24 protein-coding genes are annotated in these 24,583 nt (G+C 52.3%); 5 read left to right on the top strand and 19 right to left on the bottom strand.

The genetic code is table 11. From position 1 onward, the window contains the following. Nucleotides 1-96: 96 nt before the first annotated feature. The 3 genes from IPI29_00775 to IPI29_00785 are packed head-to-tail and all read right to left on the bottom strand — an operon-like array spanning nucleotide 97 to nucleotide 1,960. The gene (locus IPI29_00775; GenBank protein MBK7411074.1) at nucleotides 97-1,311 is read right to left on the bottom strand and encodes a DNA polymerase; all 1,215 of its coding nucleotides are present in this window, start codon (nucleotides 1,309-1,311) and stop codon (nucleotides 97-99) included. A gap of 13 nt (nucleotides 1,312-1,324) precedes the next feature. After that, nucleotides 1,325-1,606 carry a putative addiction module antidote protein gene (locus IPI29_00780; GenBank protein ID MBK7411075.1) on the bottom strand — a complete coding sequence of 94 codons (282 nt, stop codon included), beginning with the start codon at nucleotides 1,604-1,606 and terminating at the stop codon, nucleotides 1,325-1,327. Continuing rightward, nucleotides 1,607-1,960 (bottom strand): type II toxin-antitoxin system RelE/ParE family toxin, encoded by a 354-nt coding sequence (locus IPI29_00785; protein ID MBK7411076.1) that lies wholly within the window; start codon nucleotides 1,958-1,960, stop codon nucleotides 1,607-1,609. Between the two features lie 80 nt (nucleotides 1,961-2,040). On the opposite strand from IPI29_00785, the gene IPI29_00790 reads away from it, so the two are divergent. The 3 genes from IPI29_00790 (at nucleotide 2,041) to IPI29_00800 (ending at nucleotide 4,840) form a co-directional block, all read left to right on the top strand. Continuing rightward, nucleotides 2,041-2,292: a ferrous iron transport protein A gene (locus IPI29_00790; GenBank protein MBK7411077.1), complete on the top strand. Its 252-nt coding sequence runs from the start codon at nucleotides 2,041-2,043 to the stop codon at nucleotides 2,290-2,292. After that, nucleotides 2,289-4,130 (top strand): ferrous iron transporter B, encoded by a 1,842-nt coding sequence (locus tag IPI29_00795; GenBank protein ID MBK7411078.1) that lies wholly within the window; start codon nucleotides 2,289-2,291, stop codon nucleotides 4,128-4,130. Before IPI29_00790 ends, IPI29_00795 begins: the two co-directional genes overlap by 4 nt. Before the next feature lie 110 nt (nucleotides 4,131-4,240). Beyond that, complete coding sequence (locus IPI29_00800; protein MBK7411079.1) at nucleotides 4,241-4,840, top strand: hypothetical protein; 600 nt, start codon at nucleotides 4,241-4,243, stop codon at nucleotides 4,838-4,840. A gap of 41 nt (nucleotides 4,841-4,881) precedes the next feature. Here the strand turns inward: IPI29_00800 and IPI29_00805 are convergent, their stop codons facing one another. Together IPI29_00805 and IPI29_00810 are read right to left on the bottom strand one after the other, a co-directional pair. Beyond that, nucleotides 4,882-5,529 carry a hypothetical protein gene (locus IPI29_00805; protein ID MBK7411080.1) on the bottom strand — a complete coding sequence of 216 codons (648 nt, stop codon included), beginning with the start codon at nucleotides 5,527-5,529 and terminating at the stop codon, nucleotides 4,882-4,884. A 295-nt stretch (nucleotides 5,530-5,824) separates the two neighbouring features. Beyond that, a complete protein-coding gene (locus IPI29_00810) occupies nucleotides 5,825-6,280 on the bottom strand; it encodes a hypothetical protein (GenBank protein ID MBK7411081.1) in 456 nt (151 codons plus the stop codon). Between the two features lie 535 nt (nucleotides 6,281-6,815). Between IPI29_00810 and IPI29_00815 the strand changes: the two genes are divergently transcribed. Further along, entirely contained in the window at nucleotides 6,816-7,775 is a 960-nt protein-coding gene (locus IPI29_00815) for a hypothetical protein (protein MBK7411082.1), read from the top strand. 47 nt (nucleotides 7,776-7,822) lie between these two features. Here IPI29_00815 and IPI29_00820 read toward each other — a convergent pair whose 3' ends face one another. The 5 genes from IPI29_00820 to IPI29_00840 all read right to left on the bottom strand — a co-directional run bounded on the left by IPI29_00820 (nucleotide 7,823) and on the right by IPI29_00840 (nucleotide 12,165). Then, nucleotides 7,823-8,278 carry a T9SS type A sorting domain-containing protein gene (locus IPI29_00820; GenBank protein ID MBK7411083.1) on the bottom strand — a complete coding sequence of 152 codons (456 nt, stop codon included), beginning with the start codon at nucleotides 8,276-8,278 and terminating at the stop codon, nucleotides 7,823-7,825. Nucleotides 8,279-8,360: 82 nt separating this feature from the next. Beyond that, on the bottom strand, nucleotides 8,361-9,254 hold the full coding sequence (locus IPI29_00825; protein ID MBK7411084.1) for an IS3 family transposase: 894 nt from the start codon (nucleotides 9,252-9,254) through the stop codon (nucleotides 8,361-8,363). Continuing rightward, nucleotides 9,251-9,538 (bottom strand): transposase, encoded by a 288-nt coding sequence (locus IPI29_00830; protein MBK7411085.1) that lies wholly within the window; start codon nucleotides 9,536-9,538, stop codon nucleotides 9,251-9,253. Before IPI29_00830 ends, IPI29_00825 begins: the two co-directional genes overlap by 4 nt. 412 nt (nucleotides 9,539-9,950) lie before the next feature. After that, nucleotides 9,951-11,330, bottom strand: a complete 1,380-nt coding sequence (mgtE, locus tag IPI29_00835; GenBank protein ID MBK7411086.1) for a magnesium transporter — start codon at nucleotides 11,328-11,330, stop codon at nucleotides 9,951-9,953. Nucleotides 11,331-11,430: 100 nt separating this feature from the next. After that, nucleotides 11,431-12,165: a hypothetical protein gene (locus tag IPI29_00840; protein ID MBK7411087.1), complete on the bottom strand. Its 735-nt coding sequence runs from the start codon at nucleotides 12,163-12,165 to the stop codon at nucleotides 11,431-11,433. A gap of 74 nt (nucleotides 12,166-12,239) precedes the next feature. On the opposite strand from IPI29_00840, the gene IPI29_00845 reads away from it, so the two are divergent. Continuing rightward, complete coding sequence (locus IPI29_00845) at nucleotides 12,240-13,574, top strand: hypothetical protein (GenBank protein ID MBK7411088.1); 1,335 nt, start codon at nucleotides 12,240-12,242, stop codon at nucleotides 13,572-13,574. A 65-nt stretch (nucleotides 13,575-13,639) separates the two neighbouring features. On the opposite strand, the gene IPI29_00850 is transcribed toward IPI29_00845, so the two are convergent. From IPI29_00850 to typA, 9 genes are read right to left on the bottom strand one after another with little or no spacing between them, the layout of a single operon-like run. After that, nucleotides 13,640-14,977 carry a BamA/TamA family outer membrane protein gene (locus IPI29_00850; GenBank protein MBK7411089.1) on the bottom strand — a complete coding sequence of 446 codons (1,338 nt, stop codon included), beginning with the start codon at nucleotides 14,975-14,977 and terminating at the stop codon, nucleotides 13,640-13,642. Nucleotides 14,978-15,033: 56 nt separating this feature from the next. Continuing rightward, a complete protein-coding gene (locus tag IPI29_00855; protein ID MBK7411090.1) occupies nucleotides 15,034-16,281 on the bottom strand; it encodes an ABC transporter permease in 1,248 nt (415 codons plus the stop codon). Beyond that, the gene (locus tag IPI29_00860) at nucleotides 16,278-17,537 is read right to left on the bottom strand and encodes an ABC transporter permease (protein ID MBK7411091.1); all 1,260 of its coding nucleotides are present in this window, start codon (nucleotides 17,535-17,537) and stop codon (nucleotides 16,278-16,280) included. The genes IPI29_00855 and IPI29_00860 overlap by 4 nt, the downstream gene beginning before the upstream one ends. Continuing rightward, nucleotides 17,521-18,213 carry an ABC transporter ATP-binding protein gene (locus IPI29_00865; protein ID MBK7411092.1) on the bottom strand — a complete coding sequence of 231 codons (693 nt, stop codon included), beginning with the start codon at nucleotides 18,211-18,213 and terminating at the stop codon, nucleotides 17,521-17,523. Before IPI29_00865 ends, IPI29_00860 begins: the two co-directional genes overlap by 17 nt. Before the next feature lie 8 nt (nucleotides 18,214-18,221). Next, complete coding sequence (locus IPI29_00870; GenBank protein ID MBK7411093.1) at nucleotides 18,222-19,517, bottom strand: efflux RND transporter periplasmic adaptor subunit; 1,296 nt, start codon at nucleotides 19,515-19,517, stop codon at nucleotides 18,222-18,224. A 2-nt stretch (nucleotides 19,518-19,519) separates the two neighbouring features. Next, a complete protein-coding gene (locus IPI29_00875) occupies nucleotides 19,520-20,872 on the bottom strand; it encodes a TolC family protein (GenBank protein MBK7411094.1) in 1,353 nt (450 codons plus the stop codon). Nucleotides 20,873-20,881: 9 nt separating this feature from the next. After that, nucleotides 20,882-21,808 carry a hypothetical protein gene (locus IPI29_00880; protein ID MBK7411095.1) on the bottom strand — a complete coding sequence of 309 codons (927 nt, stop codon included), beginning with the start codon at nucleotides 21,806-21,808 and terminating at the stop codon, nucleotides 20,882-20,884. Next, nucleotides 21,805-22,692, bottom strand: coding sequence for a hypothetical protein (locus IPI29_00885; GenBank protein MBK7411096.1), 888 nt, complete (start codon nucleotides 22,690-22,692; stop codon nucleotides 21,805-21,807). The genes IPI29_00880 and IPI29_00885 overlap by 4 nt, the downstream gene beginning before the upstream one ends. 8 nt (nucleotides 22,693-22,700) lie before the next feature. Next, entirely contained in the window at nucleotides 22,701-24,539 is a 1,839-nt protein-coding gene (typA, locus tag IPI29_00890; GenBank protein MBK7411097.1) for a translational GTPase TypA, read from the bottom strand. Nucleotides 24,540-24,583 lie beyond the last annotated feature (44 nt).

Here is a 24,583-nt window from a genome sequence, read left to right on the forward strand (position 1 = left end):
AGCGAACAGCGAACAGCGAACAGCGAACGCAGAACAGTGAACAGCGAACACAGAACAGTATTCAACGAATGGTGTTCTGTGTTCGCTGTTCTGTGTTCACTGTTCGCTGTTTGTATCCGGGATATGCGTAAACGCTATCCGCATCGGAGCGCTTTGTAGGGCATTCCATGCCGGCCCGAGGTAGAGAGTGTTCTTGCCGTATTTCTTGTTGATGGAATCGATCGATGCGTTGAGGGATTGGCGGGCGGGACCGATGTTGTCAAAAAGGGGTTGTGGGGTGCTGTCGGCAGGGGAGACCTTATTCAGGGCAATGCTGGCTTTGAAGGGGATGCCTTCGGTGGGGAGTTGGGAGAGCATGGTACTCATGACGGACGTGAGTTGGACAACGTCCTGTGTTGGAGTGATATCACACTCACATTTCCAGCGCTCGCCCCCTACAAAACGAATGCTGACGGTGACCTCGGCGGTAACGAGTCCATACTGGCGGAGTCGGGTGGCAGCTTTTTGGAGAAGACGGTGAACCACGCCGATCACGCCGGAGTGCGTGCGCAATGATGGTTCGAGGACGTGGGAGTGTCCAACGGTGGACTTATGCGTCTCCACGTGCGGAACATCTTCACCACGGAGTCGGGCATAGAGTCTGTCACCTTCAATACCGCCCCATACATCATGCAGTTGTTGTTTTGAAGCGGTGCACAACATCTCCACGGTATAGATCCCGTGCTTCCATAGACGTTGATACATCTTCCGTCCAACACCGCACAGGTCTTGAAGCTCCATTGAATAGAGCACGTTCGGCAGATCCTCTTGTTCGATCACAACAAGACCGTCCGGCTTCTGCATGTCCGTTGCTGTCTTTGCGAGATAGTCGTTTGGAGCGATGCCAACGCTGCACAACATCTCGCTTCCAACATGTTCCTTGATGGACCTCTTAACGTCATGGGCTATCGCAACGGCCTTCTCTCGGTTGCGTGCCGAGCCCGTGAGATCGCAGACCATTTCATCGATAGAGTTCACACTCTTCACATGGATCACCTGCTCTACAGCTTCTACGATACGATGATGATATTCAACGTATATGCCGTGATGAGCTTCTACCAAGACCAGATCCGGACACATCGTCTTTGCATCGGCTACAATAGTCCCGGTCTTCACACCAAATCGTTTTGCTTCGTACGATGCTGCGATCGCACACGTTGTATCGGCAATCATCGGAACAACAGCGATCGGTCTTCCACGCAACGATGGGTCCGCCTGCTGCTCTACAGAAGCGAAGTAGGAGTTGAGGTCTACATACAATGATCTAAGCATGGAATTGACCTATCTACGTTGCCTTTGTTGTTAGCTGGACGCCGAGGCTACCGAGAATTCGCATAACAGTTTCAAATCTCGGCTTTCTTCCCGGAGATACGGATTTGTACAGACTCTCTCGGCCAAGGCCCGATGTTTCTGCGATGCTCTTGATACCGCTGGAACGCGCAACATCACCTAGAGCGAGGAGAAAGAGCTCGGGGTTGTTGGCTTCGAGGGCTGCTGACAGGTACTCAGAGATCGATTCCGGTGTTGTCAGAAACTTCGCTGCATCAAATTCGCGGATGGTTCCCATTTACCGTTCTTTCAAAGAATTCAAGATTTCCATTGCTCGTTTGATGTCTGCTCTTTGTGTCGCTTTTCGTCCTGCCAGAACAACCACGATCGACTGATCGACAGAGTTATAAAAGTAGAGCCGGACGCCGCCCGAAATATGGATGCGGACCTCATGCAATCCATGAGAGACTGGTTTACAGTCACCAAAGCTGCCGAGACCTATAAGTCGGAGTCGTGAAAGGATACGTCCTTTGAGCCTTTCATCAGACAGTCCAGCAAGCCACGATTCGAATTGCTCGGTAACATAGACATTCATTCGATTGTATCCAAATGGATACTGGATGTAATGAAGGGGGCTAACCTCTTCGTTCATTGACGGGATCGAATCGTGACATCATGAGGAATAGCCCAAGGGCTTTCTTCTTATATTTGGACTGAATCCAGATAAGCCCCATGACACTCATTCAGACATTGCCGGCCGGAACGTCCTGTATCATCGTCTCGATAGACGGGGATAGTGCGGTTGCCAGGCGGGTGCGCGAGTTAGGGCTGGTACCGGGCACGCGTTGCAGGGTAGTGCGGAAGGCTCCGTTTGGTGGACCTTTGGAGATCGCCACGGCCGTAACGAGGCTGGGGATCCGTCCGAGCGACGGACTGGTCATCATGGTTGAAGAGGTTCGACAGGCCGATGCGGTAGCGGCATGAAGCCACTGCGAACGGTTGCGGTGGTCGGCACACCGAATGTAGGGAAGTCCACACTCTTCAATGAACTCACGGGATTGCAACAGCGCGTTGGCAACTTCCCGGGTGTTACGGTTGAGCCGCTCGTTGGTACCGTTTCGATCGGTACGGATCGTATTGAACTTATCGACCTCCCAGGCATTTACGGTCTGGAGGCAACATCAGAAGACGAGCAGTTAACGAGCGACGTATTGCGTGGAACACATGCCTCGATCGCACGTCCGGATGCAGTGCTGCTGGTGATGAATGCTCGCAATCCAGAAAAGTGTCTCGTCCTCTTCAGTCAGATCGCCGAGCTTGGTCTGCCGATGATCTTGGCCGTTACGATGGTCGATAGTGTGAAGGCAGCCGGTGGCGCCTTTGATGACATCACACTTCATCATCTCCTTGGCGTGAACATCTATCCAGTTGTTGGCTCCAAGGGTCTTGGTATTGGAGATCTCAAACACGCACTTGTTCAGGGTGTTTGGCAAGCCCCTTTATCGGTGATCGATACCAACGCAACTCTTGAACAACGATTCGACTGGTCACATTCGATCATCGAGCGGGTTGTGATCCGTGGAGCAGAAGACACGCGCAGTGTGTTTCTAGATCGCGTGTTGCTGCATCCTGTGTGGGGGAGCATCACCTTCATCCTTGTGATGGCATTCTTCTTCCAGTCGATCTTCACCTGGGCCAATCCGCTCATGGACATGATCGATGTTGGTGTTGGTATGCTGCAAGCGATGATCTCCGACAACGTGACGTCTCCGATCATCCGGTCATTCTTGATGAAGGGGCTTGTTGGAGGCGTTGGATCCGTCCTCGTGTTTCTTCCGCAGATCCTCATCCTCAATGTGCTCGTAACACTCTTAGAAGAGTGTGGCTACCTAGCGCGAGCGGCCTTCCTTGTTGATAGGGCAATGGGGCTCTTTGGTCTGCAGGGGAGGTCCTTCATTCCCTTGCTTGGATCTTTTGCCTGTGCTATTCCGGGTATCATGTCGGCGCGGATCATTCCGTCCTATCGCGACCGAATGGCCACTATCATGGCAACACCCTTGATGACATGTTCAGCACGTCTTCCAGTCTATACGTTGTTGATCGGAGCAGTGATCCCGGCATCAACGATCTTCGGTTTCATCTCCATGCAGGCAGCGGTGATGGCATCATTGTATGTGATCGGTGCGTTGAGTGGACTCCTCATTGCGCTTGGTTTGAAGCGTACGATGTTCCGAGGTGGTGTGGTGCCGTTCCTCATCGAGTTTCCGCCGTATCGCCTTCCATCGTGGAAGAGTGTGAGCATCACCATGGTGAACCGCACCAAGGACTTCCTTAAGACCGCGGGTACGGTGATCCTCGCCTTCAGCATCGGATTGTGGATCCTCACCGAGCTTCCGCGCGTGCAAGGAACAGAGCAGATGAATCGTGTGGAGGCTGAGCGAGCACAGATCGAACAGTCATATGCAGCGGATCTTGGTCGCACCATCCAACCCATCTTTGCACCCCTCGGTTTTGATTGGCGACTCACCCTTGGCGTGATCAGCTCGTATGCAGCACGCGAGACCTTCGTCAGCGCCATGGGTCAGATCTACGCAACAGACGTCAGCGAATCCGATCTGCCTCTCCGTGACGTGTTGCACAGTCAACTCCCGCTCAACGTTGGACTCTCGGTACTGGCCTTCTATGTCTACGCCCTGCAATGCGTGAGTACCATGGCCATCATGAAACGCGAAACCGGCTCTTGGAAGTGGCCAGCGCTTGCGTTTGCCATTACCTTTGTGATGGCGTATTGTGCGTCGTTTGTTGTGTACCGAGTTTTCTGAACAGCGAACAGCGAACAGCGAATAGCGAATAGCGAATAGCGAATTCCGTCACGATGTCATAACGTCATAGCGTCATAACGTCATGATGTCATAACCAAGGGGGGAAGAACATGAGTGGAGAACGTCCGAATCTTGATCTTGCGCGTGCGTACACGCGGGCTGTTGGTCCTACCGCCATCGCTGTTGGTGCTGCCATTGCGTTACAGGGTTTGTTTCTTCTTCCGACTGTTGTGGCGCAGTATCAGCCCCTTGCCTATGGGCTTGTGATGATGTTGTTTGGTACCGCGGCCTATGCGCGTACGGAGTCGGTGATGGGTCGGATAGCGCAGTGGTGTGTTACGTTGGTATTTGTGGCAGGGGGCGTGTGGAGTCTCTTGCAATGGGTTCCGCTGATCTGGGGACCGCAGCATGTTGGAGCATCGGGCGATCTGTCGCTCATTGCGTTGTGGTTAACGGCAGGTCCTGCACTGTTCGTGCCCGGACTCTTAGCAGCTGTCCGGCCGGGGTGGACACCGTTGATCGTTGTACCGGCCCTGTTATCCATTGCCTTTGCTGCAATGATGGGATACGGAGCGTTGTACATGCTCGGGCTTCCCAACGGCGCACAACTCTCAAGTCTCGAACACGCTCAACTCGTCGGCATCAGCGGCTTCAGCGCCATCTTCCTACTTATAGCAGTATTCCGCGCAGTAACAATGTGGCGGAGGTAGTATGTCAACATGGAAGTCGTGATATATAGACTGCCTCAATTCTACTTCGTAATGCGCCAAATATGGTTTCCAACTCCAGCAACGAATTCGGCCTCAGAGGCGGTAGTCTGACCAACGAACTCGAGGGCACTGCATCGAATACGGCCGTTTCTTACGATGTAGTATCCAGGTGACTTGAGACGTTTGCCGAGATTGGATGGGACTAAGCTGTAATAAATGTCTGATTGTGTCCCACACAGCATTACCGGGTGGACAAAAAAGTAACAGGTGTCACCTATGCTCGGTAGGCAAGCATCGAGGGAGTCCGCTCCTCGTCGGAGGAGTTCATCCAGCATGAGGTCTCTCACGTCAAGTACAAGGCCATCCTTAGGAATTACTTGCCCCTTGATCGTGTCGATGACGTTGACGAACAACGCTGTAAAATCAGCGGCAATTGCCCCCAAGCTGTCGAAGCCGGCTACACTATCTGCGACAATGCCCTTGACGACCCATGCTGAACTACAAAGTAGAAGATCTTCAATTGGGTATGGGGAAATGACACGCAACCTATCTTCGAAGTACGCGAAGGCATGCAATGGACTCATGAAGAACGTCGTATCACGTTTGGCAACATATCGCACGAAATCAACAGGGTCGTGATCGACCATTCGATACCAGTGGTTTCGGAGAGCCTCAACCGTGTCGTCCATGCTCCTCGTTTTTATCCAGTTATGCAGAGTCCCAATACCAACTGAATGGGTAACAGAATCAAGAACCGCATATCCTCGTTTCAACTCGATCGGGCTATCAGGTTCGATAGGGAGAGTCTTGGGCCGTTGGAATCGATAATGTGGACCTCCAAATCCTGGAAGGCAGGGTGGGGGTGCAGACTGATGCTGTGAGAGAACTGGGTAAGCACAGCCAAGCAAAACTGACGTTAGAATCAACACCTGGATAACAGTCGTTTTCTTCATTTTGCAAATTGTCCCAATGGAGTAACGCACCCTAAAGGTCTTGTGTCAGCAATGTCAAGCTACACGAAACACTTGATGTTGTGAGATTCTTCACACAAATGATGTAGGCGCCACTCGATAGGCCGGAAACATCAACCACACCATTGCCTTGCACCATCCGGTCGAAAGCAACTCGGCCTGTCAGATCGGTTACCAAAACTTCGAGTTCTTCCATCGGTTGGCATCGAAGGCGAATCTGACCATACGATACATCCCAAGTAGGCTTAGTAGTGGATGGTCCATCGATCACCGACGTGGGATTCCCACCATACCGAACTCCAGAGAGCACCGCCCCAACTGCCCTCTCAGATTCAGACCCGTGGTCCGCATTCACAGTAAGAACCTTCCCTAGATACTCCACGTAGTAATCAAAAGACTGTGGGATCAGAGAGTCTAAAGAGTTTCGGAACCATCTAAAGTAGGTTCTAGCGAGCGTGGGTTTCTTCATCAGATAGATCACTTGCTCACCTAAATACTTCAACTCGTACACACCAATCTTTCTCACTTGACCAATTGTGTCACACAAACCAATGATTTCAGACAGTTTTACGCCGTCTTGAATAGTACTAACAACTCCGTCTTCAGTTTGAACGATGTACCAATTACTCCCTATGTCTCCTTTCCACCAATACCGATTCCCAGCGCTATCAACACTGTCTTTTACAACAACGTCAATGCGCGTGATGGGGACCTGCGTATAACTGGGATCTCGAGGATACCTATCCCAGCCAATAAAAACTGTATCACCGGCGAATCCAAGGTACCTGAAGGTGCAATCATCACCCGCTCTGACGACAATGCAACTCAGGGCGAGTGCCATCAACAATGAAACTGTCCGCATATGCGCCCTTCTGCTTAGAGCAGTATTCCGCGCAGTAACAATGTGGCGATCGTGAAGTAGAATGAGCTTTCGCACATCTGTAACATACAACATCTCCACAACTCACTATCTTTAGTGAAGTAGCAAGATTGTAGAGGCGAAAGTGAAGATACATGTTATCATGTTTGTCGCCATCGTGATGGCCGCGTCTATACAGGCACAGCCTCCATGCATGCCGGACTATCCGTCTTTTTACTTTGCGATTGCTAGGCCTGTATCCGTTCCCGAGCTTGATACTGAAATGCCAAACGAAGTGAGGTCCGGGTTGGTGGCGTTAGATTCAATCTCAAGAACATATGGTCGAACCAAGGTTGATTCAATATTTGATGCTCGGCCAGACTGGGATGACACCGTTCAGACATTTCTAAAATACCTGACGATCTTAACGGATTACAATCCACTCGCTCTCCTCCGGCACGCGAACACCACTGAATATCGTCCATACTCGCACTACAGAGATATTCGAATTGGAATCGCAGGAGCCATCGAGCAGTATTCGCCAAGCAAGAGCCTCGATGCGGCTTTGACATCGTCGGATTACATCGCATTGGTTACTGTGAACGATACTGTAGGCCTAATCGACACCGGGGCCAAGATTGCCCGGACTGTACGCGTAGTGAGTTCAACAGTGGATTCTGCCGTTTACGGAAGGGTCTTTCCTGCGTGCGATCAACAGCACATGGCAACGACATCAGAACACGAAAGGCGTTGTCTGACATTCAATGTTCATTTCGAGACTATCTATAAAGCGAGATCGGAGAAAAACCTCCCAAGAGATGCAATCACAATAGCGAGTAAGATGCCATTGCCCGGTAGACAGTATCTCGTCTTCCTATTTCTCTATCCTGTCTGCAGAGACGCAGATACAGCATATATCTCAATCAGACCTGCTAGTTGGATAGGCTCAGAATGCGGAGTCTTTGAAGTGGTTGATTCCAAGGTTGTAGATACGACTGACTACTTTGGACTTGGAACCAATCCGTCGGTTAACGACGTGATTTCAATCATCAACTCAAGAATCCGACAGATTGTGTCATACCAATCGCTTACCCTATGGAAGTGATTGAATGTCTTCTTCCTACTGCTATTGTTCGATTGGCGCAATGCACCCTATAGGTCTTGTGTCAGTAATGTCAAGCTACACGAAACACTGGATGTTGTGAGATTCTTCACACAAATGATGTAAGCGCCACTCGATAGGCCGGAAACATCAACCACACCATTGCCTTGCATCATCCGGTCGAAAGCAACTCGGCCTGTCAGATCGGTTACCAAAACTTCGAGTTCTTCCATCGGTTGGCATCGAAGGTGAAGCTGACCATACGATACATCCCAAGTAGGTTTTCTCGTGGATGGCCCATCGATCACCGACGTGGGATTCCCACCATACCGAACTCCAGAGAGCACCGCCCCAACTGCCCTCTCAGATTCAGACCCGTGGTCCGCATTCACAGTAAGAACCTTCCCTAGATACTCCACGTAGTAATCAAAAGACTGTGGGATCAGAGAGTCTAAAGAGTTTCGGAACCATCTAAAGTAGGTTCTAGCGAGCGTGGGTTTCTTCATCAGATAGATCACTTGCTCACCCAGATACTCTAACTCATAAACCCCAATTCTTCGTGTTTGTCCAATTGATCTTCCCCCGCTTTCATAGACAGGTAGGTTGATCTCGTTGTTGTGAAATTAGCTCTTCTTCGAATTGTACTGGCGTCAAATGATTGATGCCGGAATGTAGCCGCTGGCGATTGTAGAAGAGATGCGTCCATCGATAGACGCATCCACGCGCATGGCGCAGGTCATCAAACAGCATTTCGTGCTTTAGCTCTGTCTTCATACGAGCCCAGAAGGACTCCATCGGCGCGTTGTCGTAGCAGTTGCCTCTACCACTCATGCTCTGTTGAAAGTTGCGCTTTGCCAGTTCTGTTCTGAATGTATCTGCGTTGTACTGACTCCCTTGGTCCGAATGAAACACGATCGGTTCTGTTGGCCGTGAACGCCGAACATGACACGCTTGATTCAGCGTATGAATGAGCGTTCTCGTTTGCATGTTGTGCGAGACGGTGATGCCGAGAATACGTCGCGAGCACAAGTCCATAATTGCCACTGCATAAGCTTTACCGTTACGACACGGCAACTCGGTGAAGTCACTGACCCATACACGATCAATCACCGGAACGTTGAATGCTCGTTGCAGCAGATTCGGTGCCGGACCGAGAGTACGCGTTGAATCGGTCGTCGGACGGTATCGCCGCTTGCGGCTTGCATGCAAGCCCTCTGCGCGCATCAACCGCTCGACGGTCTTGTGCGTAATGATCTCGCCTTCATTACGCAGCACACGTGTCATGCGCGGGCTGCCGTACGAGCCGTTTGTCTGCTCGAAGATCCGCTTGAGTCGCAGGCGTACCGTTGCATGACGTATTGTTCTGCGTGAAGGTTCACGTCGTTTCCAAGCGTGATAGCCCTGGCGACTGACTTCCAATGCACGCGACATTGCTGCCAATGGCCATTGCGCCCGATGGGTGTCCATGAAGCGGTATCTCATTTCGGGCGTGGAACGAAGATACCGACTGCCTCCTTTAGGATGTCGCGCTCCATCCTGGCCTGCTTGAGATCACGCTCCAGCTCGCGAATACGCTGCGCATCCGACTTCTGTTCGTCAGCGTGTTGCTTCAAACCAGACTTGGCGATCCACTGTCGCAGCGTCTCTTCGGCAACTCCGAGTTGCTTGGCTGCATTCGATAGCGGGATGTGTTTCTCGATGACCAGGGCGATTGCTTCTCGTTTGAACGCCTCGTCATAACGGTATCCCCGTTTTCCCTTTTCCATGTCGAACCTCCACTGTAATATTAGCAATGGAGATCGTACTAACTGTCAACTAAACGGGGGGAAGATCAAATCGTATCACACAAGGATATCAACTCGAATTGCTTCACACCGCTTCGATACTTACATACTAAGCCATCTACACTCTGAACAATGTACCCGTCTATGTCGTTCCCTTCACGCCACCAGTAACGATTCCCAACGCTATCAGTACTATCCTTAACAATGACATCAATTCGTCTAATTCCGACATTCGTATAGTTCGGATCGCGCGGGTATCGATCAAATCCAATAAAAACTGTATCGCCCGCGGATCCAAGGTACCTGAAGTTGCAATCATCACCCGCTCTGACGACAATGCAACTCAGGGCGAGTGCCATCAACAATGAAACTGTCCGCATATGCACCCTTCTGCTTATAGCAGTATTCCGCGCAGTAACAATGTGGCGATCGTGAAGTAGATCACGATGCCGGTAACGTCACTGAAGGTGGCAACGAACGGTGCACTGGAGGCGGCGGGGTCGAAGCCGAGTTTCTTCATGAGCAGTGGCAACATCGAACCGGCTATGGTACCGGCCATGACGATGCCGATGAGGGAGATGAGGATCACGGTGGCAACAACGGGGGTGACGTTGGGGTCGTAATGACCGTTGATCAGTTCGCCGATCATGATCCGGCCAAAACCTAAGACGCCCAAGAGGATCCCAAGAAAGAAGCCGGCTGTGATCTCCCGACGCATGATCTGCCACCAATCGGCAAGGGTCACTTCGCCCAGAGCCAGAGCACGTACGATCAGCGTTGCTGCTTGGGAACCGGAGTTTCCGCCGGAGGAGATGATAAGGGGCAGGAAGAGTGCGAGGATCACGGCACTGTCGATTGTGGACTCAAAGGCCGACATAGCAGTGGCGGTCAAGAAGCCCCCTAAGAAGAGAACTACGAGCCACGTTGCACGCTTACGAATGAGTTCAATGATCGGCACGTCGATATAGGGATCGTCGAGGGCTTCAACAGCACCGAAACGCTGCATCTCTTCGGTTGCTTGTTCTTCTGCAATATCGAGGACGTCATCAAGCGTGATGATGCCAAGGAGCTTGTTGTCGATATCCACTACAGGCAAGGCGAACCTGTCGAGCCTCTTGAACGCCAACACGGCAGTCTCTTGATCATCCGTAGCGAGAAGAGATTCCACTTTCTCATCCATGATGTCGACGATCACCGATTCCGGACGTGCAAGCAGGATCTCTCGGATGTGGATGTCATCGACAAGTGTTCCGTGCTCTGTTACGTAAAGATAGTTCAGCGTCTCCGAGTCCTTGCCGTAGTTGCGAATGTGATCCAGCGCCTGTTGGACGGTCCAGTGCTTCTTGATGATCACATAGTCCGGCGTCATTAAGCGGCCAACCGAGTCCTCCGGCCAATTCAGAAGGGCAAGGGCAATACTGCGTTCTTCGGCGTTGAGGGAGTTGATGAGCTCCGAAACAACGTTCCCCGGAAGATCTTCAAAAAGCTGCGTCCGGTCATCCGGTGACATGTCATTGAGCAGGGCCCCCATCTCTTCGCGGGCCATATCATGCAATAACTCCTGCTGCGTATCGAACTCACAGTACGAGAACGTCTCGGCTGCGATGTCCTTTGGCAGCAGACGGAACACCACCACCCGACTCTCCTCACGAAGGTCGGAAACAAGATCTGCAAGCTCTACAGGCTCCCAATCCAGAACCACCTCACGGATGGTACTGAAATCTCGGGCCGCGATCAGCTCCTCGATCTCCGGTGCTATGAGTCTGCCGTACATAAGAGGGAAGTTACGGAGTTACCCAGTCACGAGGTTACGGGGTTACTGGGTTACGAGGTTACAGGGTTACGGGGTTACGTCATTGAGTCATTTAGTCATTTCACAGCGGTACACGCAGCGCAATGGTAGCATCGAACGCTCGGAGCATCGTGTTGTTTACATCCGTCGACGCGGTCAAGCCGTACCGGTAGAGAACGGCCGGAACGATCTCTGTTGATGCTATACGAAGGACGTATTGGAGTCCGCCTACAAGTGCGAACTTGATGCCGCTTGAAGTGTTCGCATCATGCTCACCATTCCACATGGTATTCTCGTCAAGAAAAGGGCACTCAGGACATTGTTGCCGAATCCGAGCGGCAACGGAATCGCCAAACCTTTGTATCTGTTCGGTATACATCCCTGTGACGGTACTGATGGAGATTCCGCCGAGGGCCTCAATGCCAGTGTCACCAATGCGAATGGCAAGAACTGGACAAATCTCCAAACTCGATATCGTCTGATACACCTCATACGTACTGGCATCCTCAGGTGCGGGTTCAATGCAATCAAGGCACTCTCCCTGCAGAACTGTGGCAAGCCGATATGTCCCATATGATGCATTGAGCATGAATGCCCATGTTGTGGACCCATTCGGACCAAGATCTGTCTCCAGAGATATTCCGCCTATCCAGCCGTTGTTCTGCGGGTAGTAGAGATCATCGGATTCGTGGATGGTGAATGTAGCGCCCCCTCTCAACCCCATATACGTAGAGGCACTGCCGTTATCCTGGGTCTGAGCATAAACAGTTGAGACCAAAGCTACAAGAACGAACACAAGCCAACGAAAAACAGTCACTATACCCTCCATAGATCGTGTTCATGTAACTTACGTCATACCGTCATTTCGTCATATCGTCATAGGGGAATTCGATGAGACGCACCTCAGCTCTTACCCAACCGGGCATTCCATGGAGATATGGACTGTTGCCGGACGTGTTATCGAATGGAACACAGAATCCGGCGCGGACTGTAGCGATCTTCACTGTGCATGGCATCGGTGATCAACGTCACGCCGAGACAGCCAATGCGATGCGTGTTGGATTTGAAGCAGCGGTAGATTGCGCTGATGAGAATTGTTCGATCGTTGCTGAAGCAGGTGTGCCATACGTCCATGATGGATGGTGGGGGAACTACGATGACTTTGAAGCATCGATGCCGGAAGTTGCTGCTACATTGGGTGCGGAGGAGCGGGCAGAGTTGGTGCAGTTGTTTCGTGCACGATCGCTGAGTGGACCCCGCACGTTGATGTGGTTCATTGGTCGACTCTTACGCATGATCTCCCCAAAGACTTTGGTGAAGGTTGGGATCACTCGTTACATCACGTATTTGCTCATGGGGCTCCTCAGTGTCCTTGGAATGATAGGACTCTTGATCCGTATGCCGCGGGTGATGGCCACCATCGTGAATGATGTGCGTGTGTATGGTGGACCTGAAGGTGATACGGAACGGGCGATCTGTGAGAACATCGATAGGCGCGTAGCTGCGGCGTTCTTAAGAATGTTCGGGCTCGATCTCAATCTCGACGAACTTCCAGATGAGAAGAAGATCCATCTGGAGTCGAAACCTGTTACCTTCGATACAGTAGTGTGGGTCTCGCATAGTCTTGGTACCGTGATCTCGTACAACACGATGCTCGATGTTGTGTCGATCTGTCGAGATGCGATCAACGCCGCTTCACACCATGAACCAACGGACATAACCTTCAAGCGTGCAGAAGCTGCACAACGCGTGATCGCCGGCTTCCATCGATTCATTACGATGGGGAGCCCCTTACAGAAGGCGACATTCCTGTTTGAAGAATGTCTGCGCGATGAGTTAGAGTCGAGCACGTTGCTATCGTGGCTTACATCACAGCGCATGGCCATTGGCCGCACAATGGATGAGTGGTGGATGAACTATTATCTGGTTATGGACCCGGTATCGGGTAGACTCCTCCATACTCAACGCTTTAAGAAGTTCGTGCGCAACATCCATCCAAGCTACATGGGTCTCCCGGCTGCTTCACACACATCGTATTGGAGCAAGAAACTAGTTAGCTCCCCAATCCTCTCTCGCGCATTGGGCAAGGAGGTGTTCCCGTACAATTGGCAGGTCGCTGAATGGGGCGAGAAGCGCGTATCATTCACACGGGTTATCGCCTTCTTCCTCGTGGTATCACTGCCGTTCATTATCTACTATGCGCTACGGTGGTACTTCTCGTTCTAACAACGTCATGCCGAGCGTAGTCGAGGCACGTTGTTCGTCCCTCGACTACGCTCGGGATGACGTAACTAGAAAGCGTCTCCCACCGAGAAATAGATCGCTGTATTCCCGTCCGATGAGTATCCCATGTCGATACCGATCATTGTACGTGAATACTTGAGGGCCATGATACGGAGTCCGGCACCAGCTGCTCCACGGAAACGGTGGAAGAGTTTCTCTTCGGTGTAGATATCATAGGCCGGACGTGAGGCGCTTGTGAAGTTCCCAAAGACGACGGCACCAAGAAGTCCGCTGCGGGTGATCGGGAAGCGCCATTCAACCTCGGCATAGGCAAGTGAAGTTCCGCGGAATCGACCTTGGAGGTATCCGCGACCGCTTCGTCCGTTGAAGTCGTAGCCCAGTGCAGGGAGATCGAGATACGGAACGTTCCCTGCAAGAACGCCGTGGATGTAGGTCCAAATGCCGAGGACGTTCCGTGGAAGGATATGGTCGAGCGAGATATACGTCCTGAACTCCGCCCAACCCAAGGTACTTGTCTGCGAACTGCCCATCGCGTCCAGATTCTGGCGCAATGCAAGCCGTGCATATGGTCCATAGAAGGGGCTGATGGAGTTATCGCGCTTGTCATACACTGCCTCTAACGAGAGGCCAGCTGTTGAGTACTTCACGGGATCAAATCCAAACGCTTTGCTGTAGGCATAGTGCGAGGTGACAACCGGCGTAGTTGAATCAAGATCGAGATCCTCGTCAACAATGTTAAGGTGGAAATCGAACAACGCTCCAACACCTACATAAAGATCGTCATGTACTTGGAGAAGTGCCATCTGATGAAGTCGCAGGTAATCAAAGGCCATTGGCTGCTCACCTGGTATAGGAACAGTATGAATGCCATTGATCGTGAATCCGCCAAAAACTGGGGAGCCTTCAGGAGAGCTTGAACCTAGACCGTACGTGCTTTGTGTGAAGTCGTAATACCGCCAGTCGATAAGGAACTGCCAACGGTCCTTACTTGAGAACAGCGTCGACTGCGTTGTGATGATCGTCTGATCCTTGGTGGTGATCGAGACCGAACCTTGCGACGAAGATATCCGCGTGTCCTTTGCCGAACCAAGATAGTATCCCGCCTGAGCACCGAAGCCCAACATCAATCCATTGTTCGGATTGGCTGCAATGAACGGCAAGAGAAAGAGGGACAGCGGCGGCGTCTCTGCACCGGCACTTGTGTCCATCGCAAGTCTTGTTAATCTGATCTCTTCCTCAACGGACCGTAAGCCGACCAGATCCATGAGGTCCTCTGAAGCTCCTAACTTCTTGAGCAGAGGAAGATTCTTCAACGTGTCATTATCCTGACCTACAACTGTTGTTGCACCCACAACCATCAGGACAAGAATGACTGCGCTCCTCATGTCGCAAAACTAGCACATTAGCACACTAGCACACTAGCACATTAGCACATTTAGCATTACTCATACCTCAACGCCTCGATCGGATCCAGGTTGGCAGCTCTCCACGCAGGATAGAGTCCAAAGCCAATACCGATAATGGTGCAGATAACGATGCTGAAGACCACCGTACCCCACGGGAGGACATAGACGATGGAGGGCATGTTATTGAATCGCAATATCTCTGTCACTGCCCACGACGTTCCAAGTCCGCCGATCATGCCGGTGAGGCCCCCTAACTGACAGAGGGTGATGCTCTCGATGAGGAACTGTCGGACGATCCACGACTTGCGTGCACCGAGTGCCTTGCGTACGCCGATCTCCCGTGTGCGTTCTTTGACGCTCACAAGCATCATGTTCATGATGCCAATGCCGGCAGCTACTAAGGCTCCGAGTCCACTGATCCATGCCACAACAAGGAGGGCTGTTGAGAATCCGGAGAACTGTCCGGTCAATGCATCATTCCTATCCAACTCAAAGTTGTTGTCCTCCCACGGCTTCACCTTGCGTAGTGAACGCATGATGCCAATGGCTTCGTCCTGGGTGGCCTCGAGTTGGAACTTGGATTCGGCCTTGACGGAGATGTCGACGCTGGCATCCCACTCAGATGTGTAGTACTTGTTGAAGACGGTGATGGGGATCAAGACACGGTTGTCCTGACTTTCTCCGATAACCCCGCCCTTTGCCTCGAGAATGCCGATGACCGTGAACTGCTGATTACGGATGGAGATCGTTCTACCAATGCAGGATTCACCGTTGAAGAGTGTGTTTACGATATCAGTGCCAAGGATCGCAACATTGCGCGAAAGGACCACTTCCGACTCCATCACGGGGCGTCCGTCCGAGATGGTTGTGACGTTCACAGCAAAGTACAGATCATCGATTCCGATCAATGACACAGTAGGATTGGTGGACTCTTGTCCGGCCTTGATCGTATACCCGGGAGACGTGTTGCTAATGGTGATAAGCTTTGTGTTCGTCATCCTGTCACGAAACTGTTTCGCCTGATCATACGTGATGTTCTTTCTGCGTCTCATCTTGGCCCAGTTGGTGCCAAAGACGATGGTAGGTGTACGCTGGATCAAGAGGGAATTCTCACCGAGATCTGCCAATTGACCGTTGACGGCTTGTTGCAAGGTATTGGTGATGGAGGTAGAGGCGATGATGGCAAACACGCCAATGCCGATGCTGAGCAACGTGAGGCTCGACCGAAGCTTCTGGGAGCGGACGGCGTCAAGGGCGATCGTTATGGACTCAAAGATGTTCATTCGGATCGAAGTGCCTCAACGGGATCCAAACCCGATGCCTTGATCGCAGGAAGGAGTCCGGCCAACAGTCCTACCAGAATCGATACACCAACAGCAATGCCCAAGAGGTCAAACGGGACAAGGGGGCTCACCACACTCGCCCAATCTTGTTCGAAAACATTCACGGCAAGGTATTGCGCCGAACCAACGATGATCTGGGCGATAGGGAAGGCAATGAGGGCACCGGCCACGCATAACATCGCAGACTCAATGAGAAACTGTGCCAGGATCGATGAGCGACGTGCTCCGATCGCCTTACGAATGCCGATCTCCTTGGTGCGCTCCGTAACGGAGACGTACATGATGTTCATGATGCCGATGGAGCCAACGATGAAGGCGAGAAGGGTAAGCCCCATTCCAACCACCCATATCCCAAGTCGAATGTTCTTTGCTTGCTGATCGAAGGCCTTCATCTCATTGATGCTGAAGTCATCTTCGTCCGCAGGTGCAACATTGCGGATGGATCTCATATGGCCAACTGCTTCGTCACGAACGATATCCAACATTCGCTCACTGCCGGCCTTGAGTCCTACAGAGAAGCTGCGATCGAAGAACCCAAACGATGAGCGAAATGCATACAGCGGAATGAAGACCTGATTGTCGATGAAATCCATGAAGAGGAATCCGCGTTTCTCAACCACACCAACGATGCGATACGGAACGCCGGCGATCTTTAGAGACTTTCCAACAGGAGATTCAGTCGGGAACAGGTTCTTCTTGATGTTGTAGCCAACAACAACAACCTTCTCAGCCTCGCGTTCTTCAACCTCGTTGAAGAATCTGCCTTCCTCCGTAGAACCGGCGGATGTGTTGCCATAGGTTGATGTGGTGCCCATGATCGAACACCTGAGACTGGTGTTGCCGAGGCTGACGGAACCGCCCCATTTGCGGGTGATGGGGATAGTCTCTTCGGCAGATTCCATACGAGCCGACAATGCCTCTGCTTGTTCAAGCGTGATGTCCTTGCGCGCCTCCATCATGCGCCAGTTACCGCCCCCTGCCCAATTCCATTTGTCGATATAGATCATGTCCTTGCCGATGATCGAGATGGTCTTCTCCCACACGGCGTCAAGTCCACCAATGGTCCAGCCCATAAGCACTACGAGCACCACACCAACCACCACACCGGCAGTGGTGAGAATGGAACGCATCAGATTCACACGCAAGGATGTGACGGCGATACGGAAAGATTCCTGGACTTCAGACAGACGTGGCATTGGGGTTCACCTCATCTGATTCGATCAAACCATCGCGCAACCGAATGATGCGATGGGCATGTCTGGCAACATCTTCTTCGTGTGTTACGAGGATCACCGTGTTCCCGCCACGCCACAGATCGCCGAACAACTTCATGATGTCCTGTCCGGTCTTTGTATCGAGGTTCCCCGTTGGTTCATCCGCAAGAATGATGGAGGGGGCTGTCACAAGCGCCCGAGCAATCGCAACACGCTGACGTTGTCCGCCGGAGAGTTCATTCGGTCGGTGATCCATTCGATCGGCAAGACCAACACGTGTGATGGCTTCGATCGCTCTCTTACGTCGCTCCTCACTTTTCAATCCAGCATAGACAAGTGGAAGCTCCACATTCTGCAGCGCAGTTGCGCGCGGCAAAAGGTTGAAGGTCTGAAAGACGAATCCGATCTCCTTGTTGCGAATGGCAGCAAGATCATCGTCATCCATCTCGCTCACGTTCTGTCCGTTGAAGAAGTACGTGCCGGATGTAGGTGTATCCAAACAGCCGAGCATGTTCATCAACGTGGACTTGCCGGAGCCCGATGGCCCCATGATCGCAACGTATTCGTTCTTGCCTAGAGTGAGAGAGACGTGGCGAAGGGCGAAGACCTCTTCGTGACCCATCTCGTAGCGTTTGACGAGATCTGCGATCTCGATGATGTTCTCACTCATTGTTCCTGCCTCAGGCGGCGGAACCGATCCTGACGTGCTTCGGGGTCTTCAACACGAACCTGTGCGCCGGGCTTGAGAAGCTTGCTGATGGCCTGGTAGGGACTTGTGACGATAGACTCGTCCTTCTTCAGTCCTGACACGATCTCGATGAATCCGTCATCGCTGATGCCGGTCTTCACGACGCGAGATTGTACGGTTCCATTTGAGTAGATCCAAACCATGCTCTCCGGACGCGACTTGCGCTTCTCAATAGCATCCTTCTTGTTCTCCATTCGCGGATCGGATGCACCGTTGGCTTGATCTCCGCTCTGCTTCACTGTAACGGCCTGGATAGGAATACTGACAACATTGCTCTTCGTTTCTGTTTCGATGTCTACGCTGCAGGACATGCCGGGACGCATGCGCCCATCCTTATCGATAAGGCGAATGCGGACTTGGAAGTTGACAACTTCTTCTTGCGTTCCTTGACCACTCACCTTTGGTGAATGGGAGATCTCATAGACGATGCCGCGCATCGAAACATCCGGAAGAGCATCGATGCGGACGCGCGCCGTATCACCAAGGGATATCATGGCAACATCGTTCTCATCAACGTCCACCCAGGCATTCATCACGCGCAGGTCTGCGATGCGCATCATTTCTGTGCCCTGCATTTGTGCAGTGCCGACAACTTTTTCGCCACTCTCCACTCCCAAGTAGGTAACAATACCACTCATTGGCGAGAAGATCGTTGTGCGGCTTGCAGTGGCCTGTGTTTGTTGCAGCGCCCCCTGAGCACGTTGATAGTCTGATCGTGTCTGCGCATAACGACCCGATGCTGATTCATAGGCTGCACGAGCGCGATCGAGTTCTTCTTTAGAGGCGTATTCTTTTTTGTAGAGTTCGTTGATCCGTTTGAGGTCAGACTCTGTCCGGTCGAGTTCAGCTTTTGCAACGTTGATGGAGAGCCGTGTTGATTCAGTTGCAGCACGAGTCTGCGACAATTGCGTCTCCATAATGTCGGGCTGGATCCGCACAAGAAGTTGGCCCTTGTTGACCGTGTCTCCGTCTCGAACTCCAAGGAAGATGATCTCGCCGCTTGCCTCCGACGAAACCTTGACCATGAGCTCCGGTTGGAGTCGGCCAATAGCACTCACCGATTGTGTGATCGTGCGTATCTGCGCCGGTTCAACGCTAACAAGTACCGGCCCATCCTTACGTCCGGCTATGAACCACGCAGCAGCAGCGGCGATCACAGCGAACAAGACGATGAGGGTGATGATGAGACCCTTGCGGGAAGATTTCTTTGCCATGATCACAGATCTCCGTAGGTGCCAACCGTGAATTCAACATAGGTTGCGGCGTCGTGATAGGCATAGACCGCCGTGACGCGATTCACGCGTGCCGTGATAAGCTGGTTGTTCGCCGTCTGAACATCGAGCAAGGTTGCAGAACCAACATTGAAACGTTCTTGTACGGCGTTGAAATTGATCGTTGCAGACTTGATCGCTCTGTCCGTGATCTCAAGCCCCTTTTCAGCGGCTCCAAGTTGGAGATAGGCACTGCGGATGTTGGTACGGATCTGATTCTCTAACCGTGCCAAGGACATTGCCTGCCTCGTATGTGTTAACTGTGCGTTCTCGATACGAAGGTTGGTATTGAACTGATCGAAGACAGGGATTCGAAGGTTGATACCGATATAGACTTGGCCTTGACGATCGAAGTCTGCGATGTTGAAGTTGCGCCATGTATAACCACCATTCGCGGACAACGTAGGCCAATACCCGGCACTGGCAGTCGTGATACCTGATTCCGCAGCATCCACACGCTTGCGAGAAGCATTGATATCGGGACGAGATTCAAAGGCGCGCTGGATGGACACGGTCTCCGGTCCGATCTTCTGCCTGAACGTCTCAACGTTCTGTGCTGTTGCCTCTGAGGGGATCGATGTCTCGTCCACCTCGATGATCTGTGTTGGGTTCACACTCATGGAAGCAAGCAACTGTGCTTTTGCAACATCAAGATCATTCTGTGCTGTGACAACACTGACTTCTTGGTTGGCGAGTTCGGTCTCTTGCGACATCACCTGTTGGATCGTGGTTCGGCCACTTTCCTTCAGAGCCTTCACCCGTTCAAAGGTAGCCTGGCTCAGCGCCAGATTCTCGCGACGTGCATTGAGAAGCTGTTGTTTGCGTAGCACGTCGATGTACTTCCGCGTGATGTCATAGGCGGCGAAGAGTCGGTTGAATCGCACGTCCGATGTAGTTGCTTCAACGTTGCTCTGAGCAGCATCATATTGAGCTTCGCGCTGGAAGCCATTGAACAGCGTAAGATTCAGAAAGCCGTTCAGTCCATAGGTGTTGGGAAGGGGCTGACCCACAATCGGAACACCGTTCACGATGGAGAATTGTTCTCTGAGGTTTGTCAGCTGACGCGAATAATTGGCGGTGATCTCAGCTGATGGCAGGTAGGCGCCAAAGGCCTGCGTGAGACCGGCACCGGCGGCTTTGGACGAGGCATAGGACTCTTGCAGGTCAAAGCTGTTCTGGATGCCGATCCGAATACATTCCTTCAGGGTTAACCTACCGGCACCGGATTCCTGTCCAAACCCCAGAAGTGGAATGAACAGCGCCGCAACTGCAACCAATATTCGGTAGATACGCGTCATACCATGCGCCTAGTGGTTTGTTTTCGATCGCTTCGCTGGTGATGGATCCTTGCTCCACCGTCGGCGCGGATCAGGGGATCGTAGCTCGCGCAACGTGATCGTCTCCGTTGTCTGGTGTGTACCCTTCACTTCGATTCCACCGGGAATGGTCATGGTGAATTTGTTCTCGACAGTGGCGAACTGATGAAGGATAACATTCAATGCACGATCAAACGTCACAAGCCCATAGCCGGCAAGTAACGACTGAGTTTGGAAAGAGTTGCCGCGTGATCGAAGAACCACCGCGCCGTTTCCTGTCTGTGTGTACTGAATGCGCAGGGTTTTGCGTCCGAGCGTATCGAAGTGATCAAGTACACGCCAAAAATTCTGTTGAATGAGCACAGGATTTGGTACTGCATTCTCGACGAGAAGGACGGTATCCTGGGAGAGCCAACTTTGTTGTTGACGCCCGCATGACGTATCGATGATCGGCAGGAGCATCGGTTGGAAAGCCCCGCCGGGAGAAACCGTAGCCGACGTGTCGTTGTCCGATCGTGCATATGCTCGGTGACCAAGACGATCTATGCCGATGAACTGACGTCGGCCGATCCATGGGTGGGTTGTGCGTGTTGTGGTATCGACTCCGCGCACATGACGTTCAGCGGCGAACACAAGCCCCATTGTCAGATGCATGATACCTGATGGAGAGACAGAGTCGCAGATGATCTTATAAGCCTCGCTGCGGAACTTGGCAAAACGTTGACCGCTGACGACGTCTACGCTGTCCATCGCCTCGAGGGTGTAGATAAGTGTGTCACCTGTGCGCAGATCATACGAGAAACACAAGGTGTCTTTGCCCAACACGAGTGGCTTGCCGCCGGGTACGATGTTGAACTGTGCAACCCCGGCAGCAGTGGCCGAGAGGAAGCAGAGAGTGAGGAAGAGACTGCGGATCACTTCTTTTCTGTACGTCGTTTGACAGTGAAGGTCAGGTGCGTATCTACCGGTATGATCATTTCCTGTTGTCCGCTCAGAGACATCCGTGTGTCACTCGTTACATCACCGATGGTGATCACCGTCATGCCAGTCTTCTCTTCAACATAGCAACGCGAGCGGAACGTGCCCGAGCCGTCCACGTCCATGTCGATCCCATTTGTTGAGATCGTTCCGCGTTGGTCAAAGGACGAAGACTCCGTCTCGATCAACCAGCAGCGTACTCCCATTGTGTCTCGAACACCGCGGTAGGTATTCTTGAGCGTCATTGTGGTGTAGATGTGACCATCGCCCTGACCCGAGGCAATGGTATCGGTAACGGTGCGGATCCAGGAATCTCCGATGCGGACTTCCTTGACCGGGAAGACCGTATTGATACGTTCCATGATGCGCATGGAGCTGAAGAGGGAGCTAGCTTCAGAGTTGCTTCCTCGGTCAACAGAGACGATTTTGGCCGTTGGGTCCAGCGTCATTGTCATCGTGGCGCCGTCGAATTGCGTCAACGCCATGGTCGTGTCCATGCCGGGCACATTCTCATCCATACCGCGCACCGAGACCGATGTTTTGGCATCGGAGAATGTGCAGGTGATGGACGAACGATCAAGCGTTGCGTCCGCCACGGCCATACTGATGCGGACCTTGTAGGAAATGTCATTTGTCATGTCCTGGCCCATCACGCTCATCTGTTGGGAAGTCGTTGTCTCAGCATCATACCGGAAGGTCATGTTCTTTTGAAGACGTAGGCGAAGCAGCGTAGCATCGCCTGGCATCATCTCTGTTGCGTGGGCCGCGAGGCTCGCAACAAGAACGATCGCAAGGAAGTGTGCGGTTCGAGACACAGACATCATACGGATGGTTACTCCAGGGCAGCCGCTTCGCGCTTCTTTGCGCGTTGGCGCATCGTGGTGTCGAGGATCTTTTTGCGCATACGCACCGAAGACGGTGTTACTTCCAGAAGTTCGTCGTCCTCAATGAACTCGATACATTGTTCGAGCGACATTTGGCGCGGTGCTTCCAGTTTCAAGAGACCGTCCGAGCCACTCGAACGCATGTTCGTGAGGTGCTTCATACGGCAGGCGTTCACACTCAGATCGTCTTCGCGGGCATTCTCACCGATGATCATGCCTTCGTAGATCGGCTGGCCAGCTTCGACAAAGAGAGTACCACGTACCTGCACCATTTCAAGTGCATAGGACGTGGACTGTCCGGTCTCCATCGACACAAGCGCTCCACGGAGTCGGCCACTGATAGGCCCCTTATATGGCTGATACGAATCGAAGGTATGGTGGATGATCCCCATACCACGTGTTGACGTAAGGAACTCCGTACGGAAACCGATGAGACCACGTGCGGGTACGAGGAAGTCGCAACGCACGCTATCATTTCCCGGCGTCATACCGGTCATCTCACCTTTGCGTTTGCCAAGGCTTTCGATCACCGTTCCCACGTGTTCTTGTGGAACGTCGACCATGACGTTTTCGATCGGTTCAACAAGAGCCCCCTTCTCATCACGACGGAAGAGTACTTCCGGACGTGACACAGCGAACTCATACCCTTCTCGGCGCATGGTCTCAATAAGAATAGCGAGCTGAAGTTCGCCTCGGCCCGATACCTTGAACACATCAGGGGAGTCAGAGTCCTCAACACGGAGGGAGACGTTGTTACGCAATTCGCGATACAGACGTTCTCTGAGCTTCGGTGTGGTGACGAACTTTCCTTCACGTCCGGCAAGGGGCGATGTATTCACCATGAAATACATGGCGATCGTTGGCTCTTCGATGTTCACGTAGGACAACGGCTCTGTGCGTGATGCATCAGCGATCGTTTCCCCGATGTAGACATTCTCAAAGCCAGAGAGGGCGATGATCTCGCCGGCGGAAGCCTCATTGACTTCAGCACGAGCGATACCTTCGTACACGTACATCTTGGTGATGCGAGTTGATTCCTTCGATCCGTCGGGCTTGATGAGATTGACGTTGTCGCCAACCTTCACCGAACCCTCGATGATCCGTCCAACGGCGATACGACCAACATAGTCTGACCAGGCAAGTGCGCTGATGACCATGGCGAACGGCACATCCATGTCCACCTTGGGAGGCGGAATGTGCTTGATGATCGAATCAAAGAGTGGATCCAGAGATACAGCTTCTTCTTCCATCGTAAGCTTGGCTACACCGAGCTTGCCGATCGCATAGATGATCGGGAAGTCGAGCTGCTCATACGTAGCGCCCAGATTGATGAAGAGCTCCATGATCTCATCAAGAACTTCAGCCGGACGTGCGTCCTGGCGATCGATCTTGTTGATCACGATGATCGGCTTCAATCCCATGTCCAGGGCCTTGCGCAACACGAAACGTGTCTGCGGAAGCGGACCTTCGGCTGCATCAACGAGAAGGAGCACGCCATCCACCATCGAGAGGATGCGTTCTACTTCACCGCCAAAGTCCGAGTGGCCCGGAGTGTCGACCACGTTGATCTTATAGCCATTCCAATGCACGGATGCATTCTTGGCCATGATCGTGATGCCCTTTTCGCGCTCCAGGTCGTTCGAGTCCATGACCCGTTCGGCAACCACCTGGTTATCGCGGAACGTTCCGCTTTGGCGAAGCATGTGATCCACGAGCGTTGTTTTGCCGTGGTCAACGTGAGCAATGATTGCAATGTTGCGATAGTCCGACCGGTTCTGAAGAGCCATATCCTTGTCTGCATTGGGGTTAGTGCGAACTACAAAGATACGAA

The organism is Ignavibacteria bacterium, assembly GCA_016707005.1.
Classification (GTDB): Bacteria; Bacteroidota; Ignavibacteria; order Kapaibacteriales; family Kapaibacteriaceae; genus UBA10438.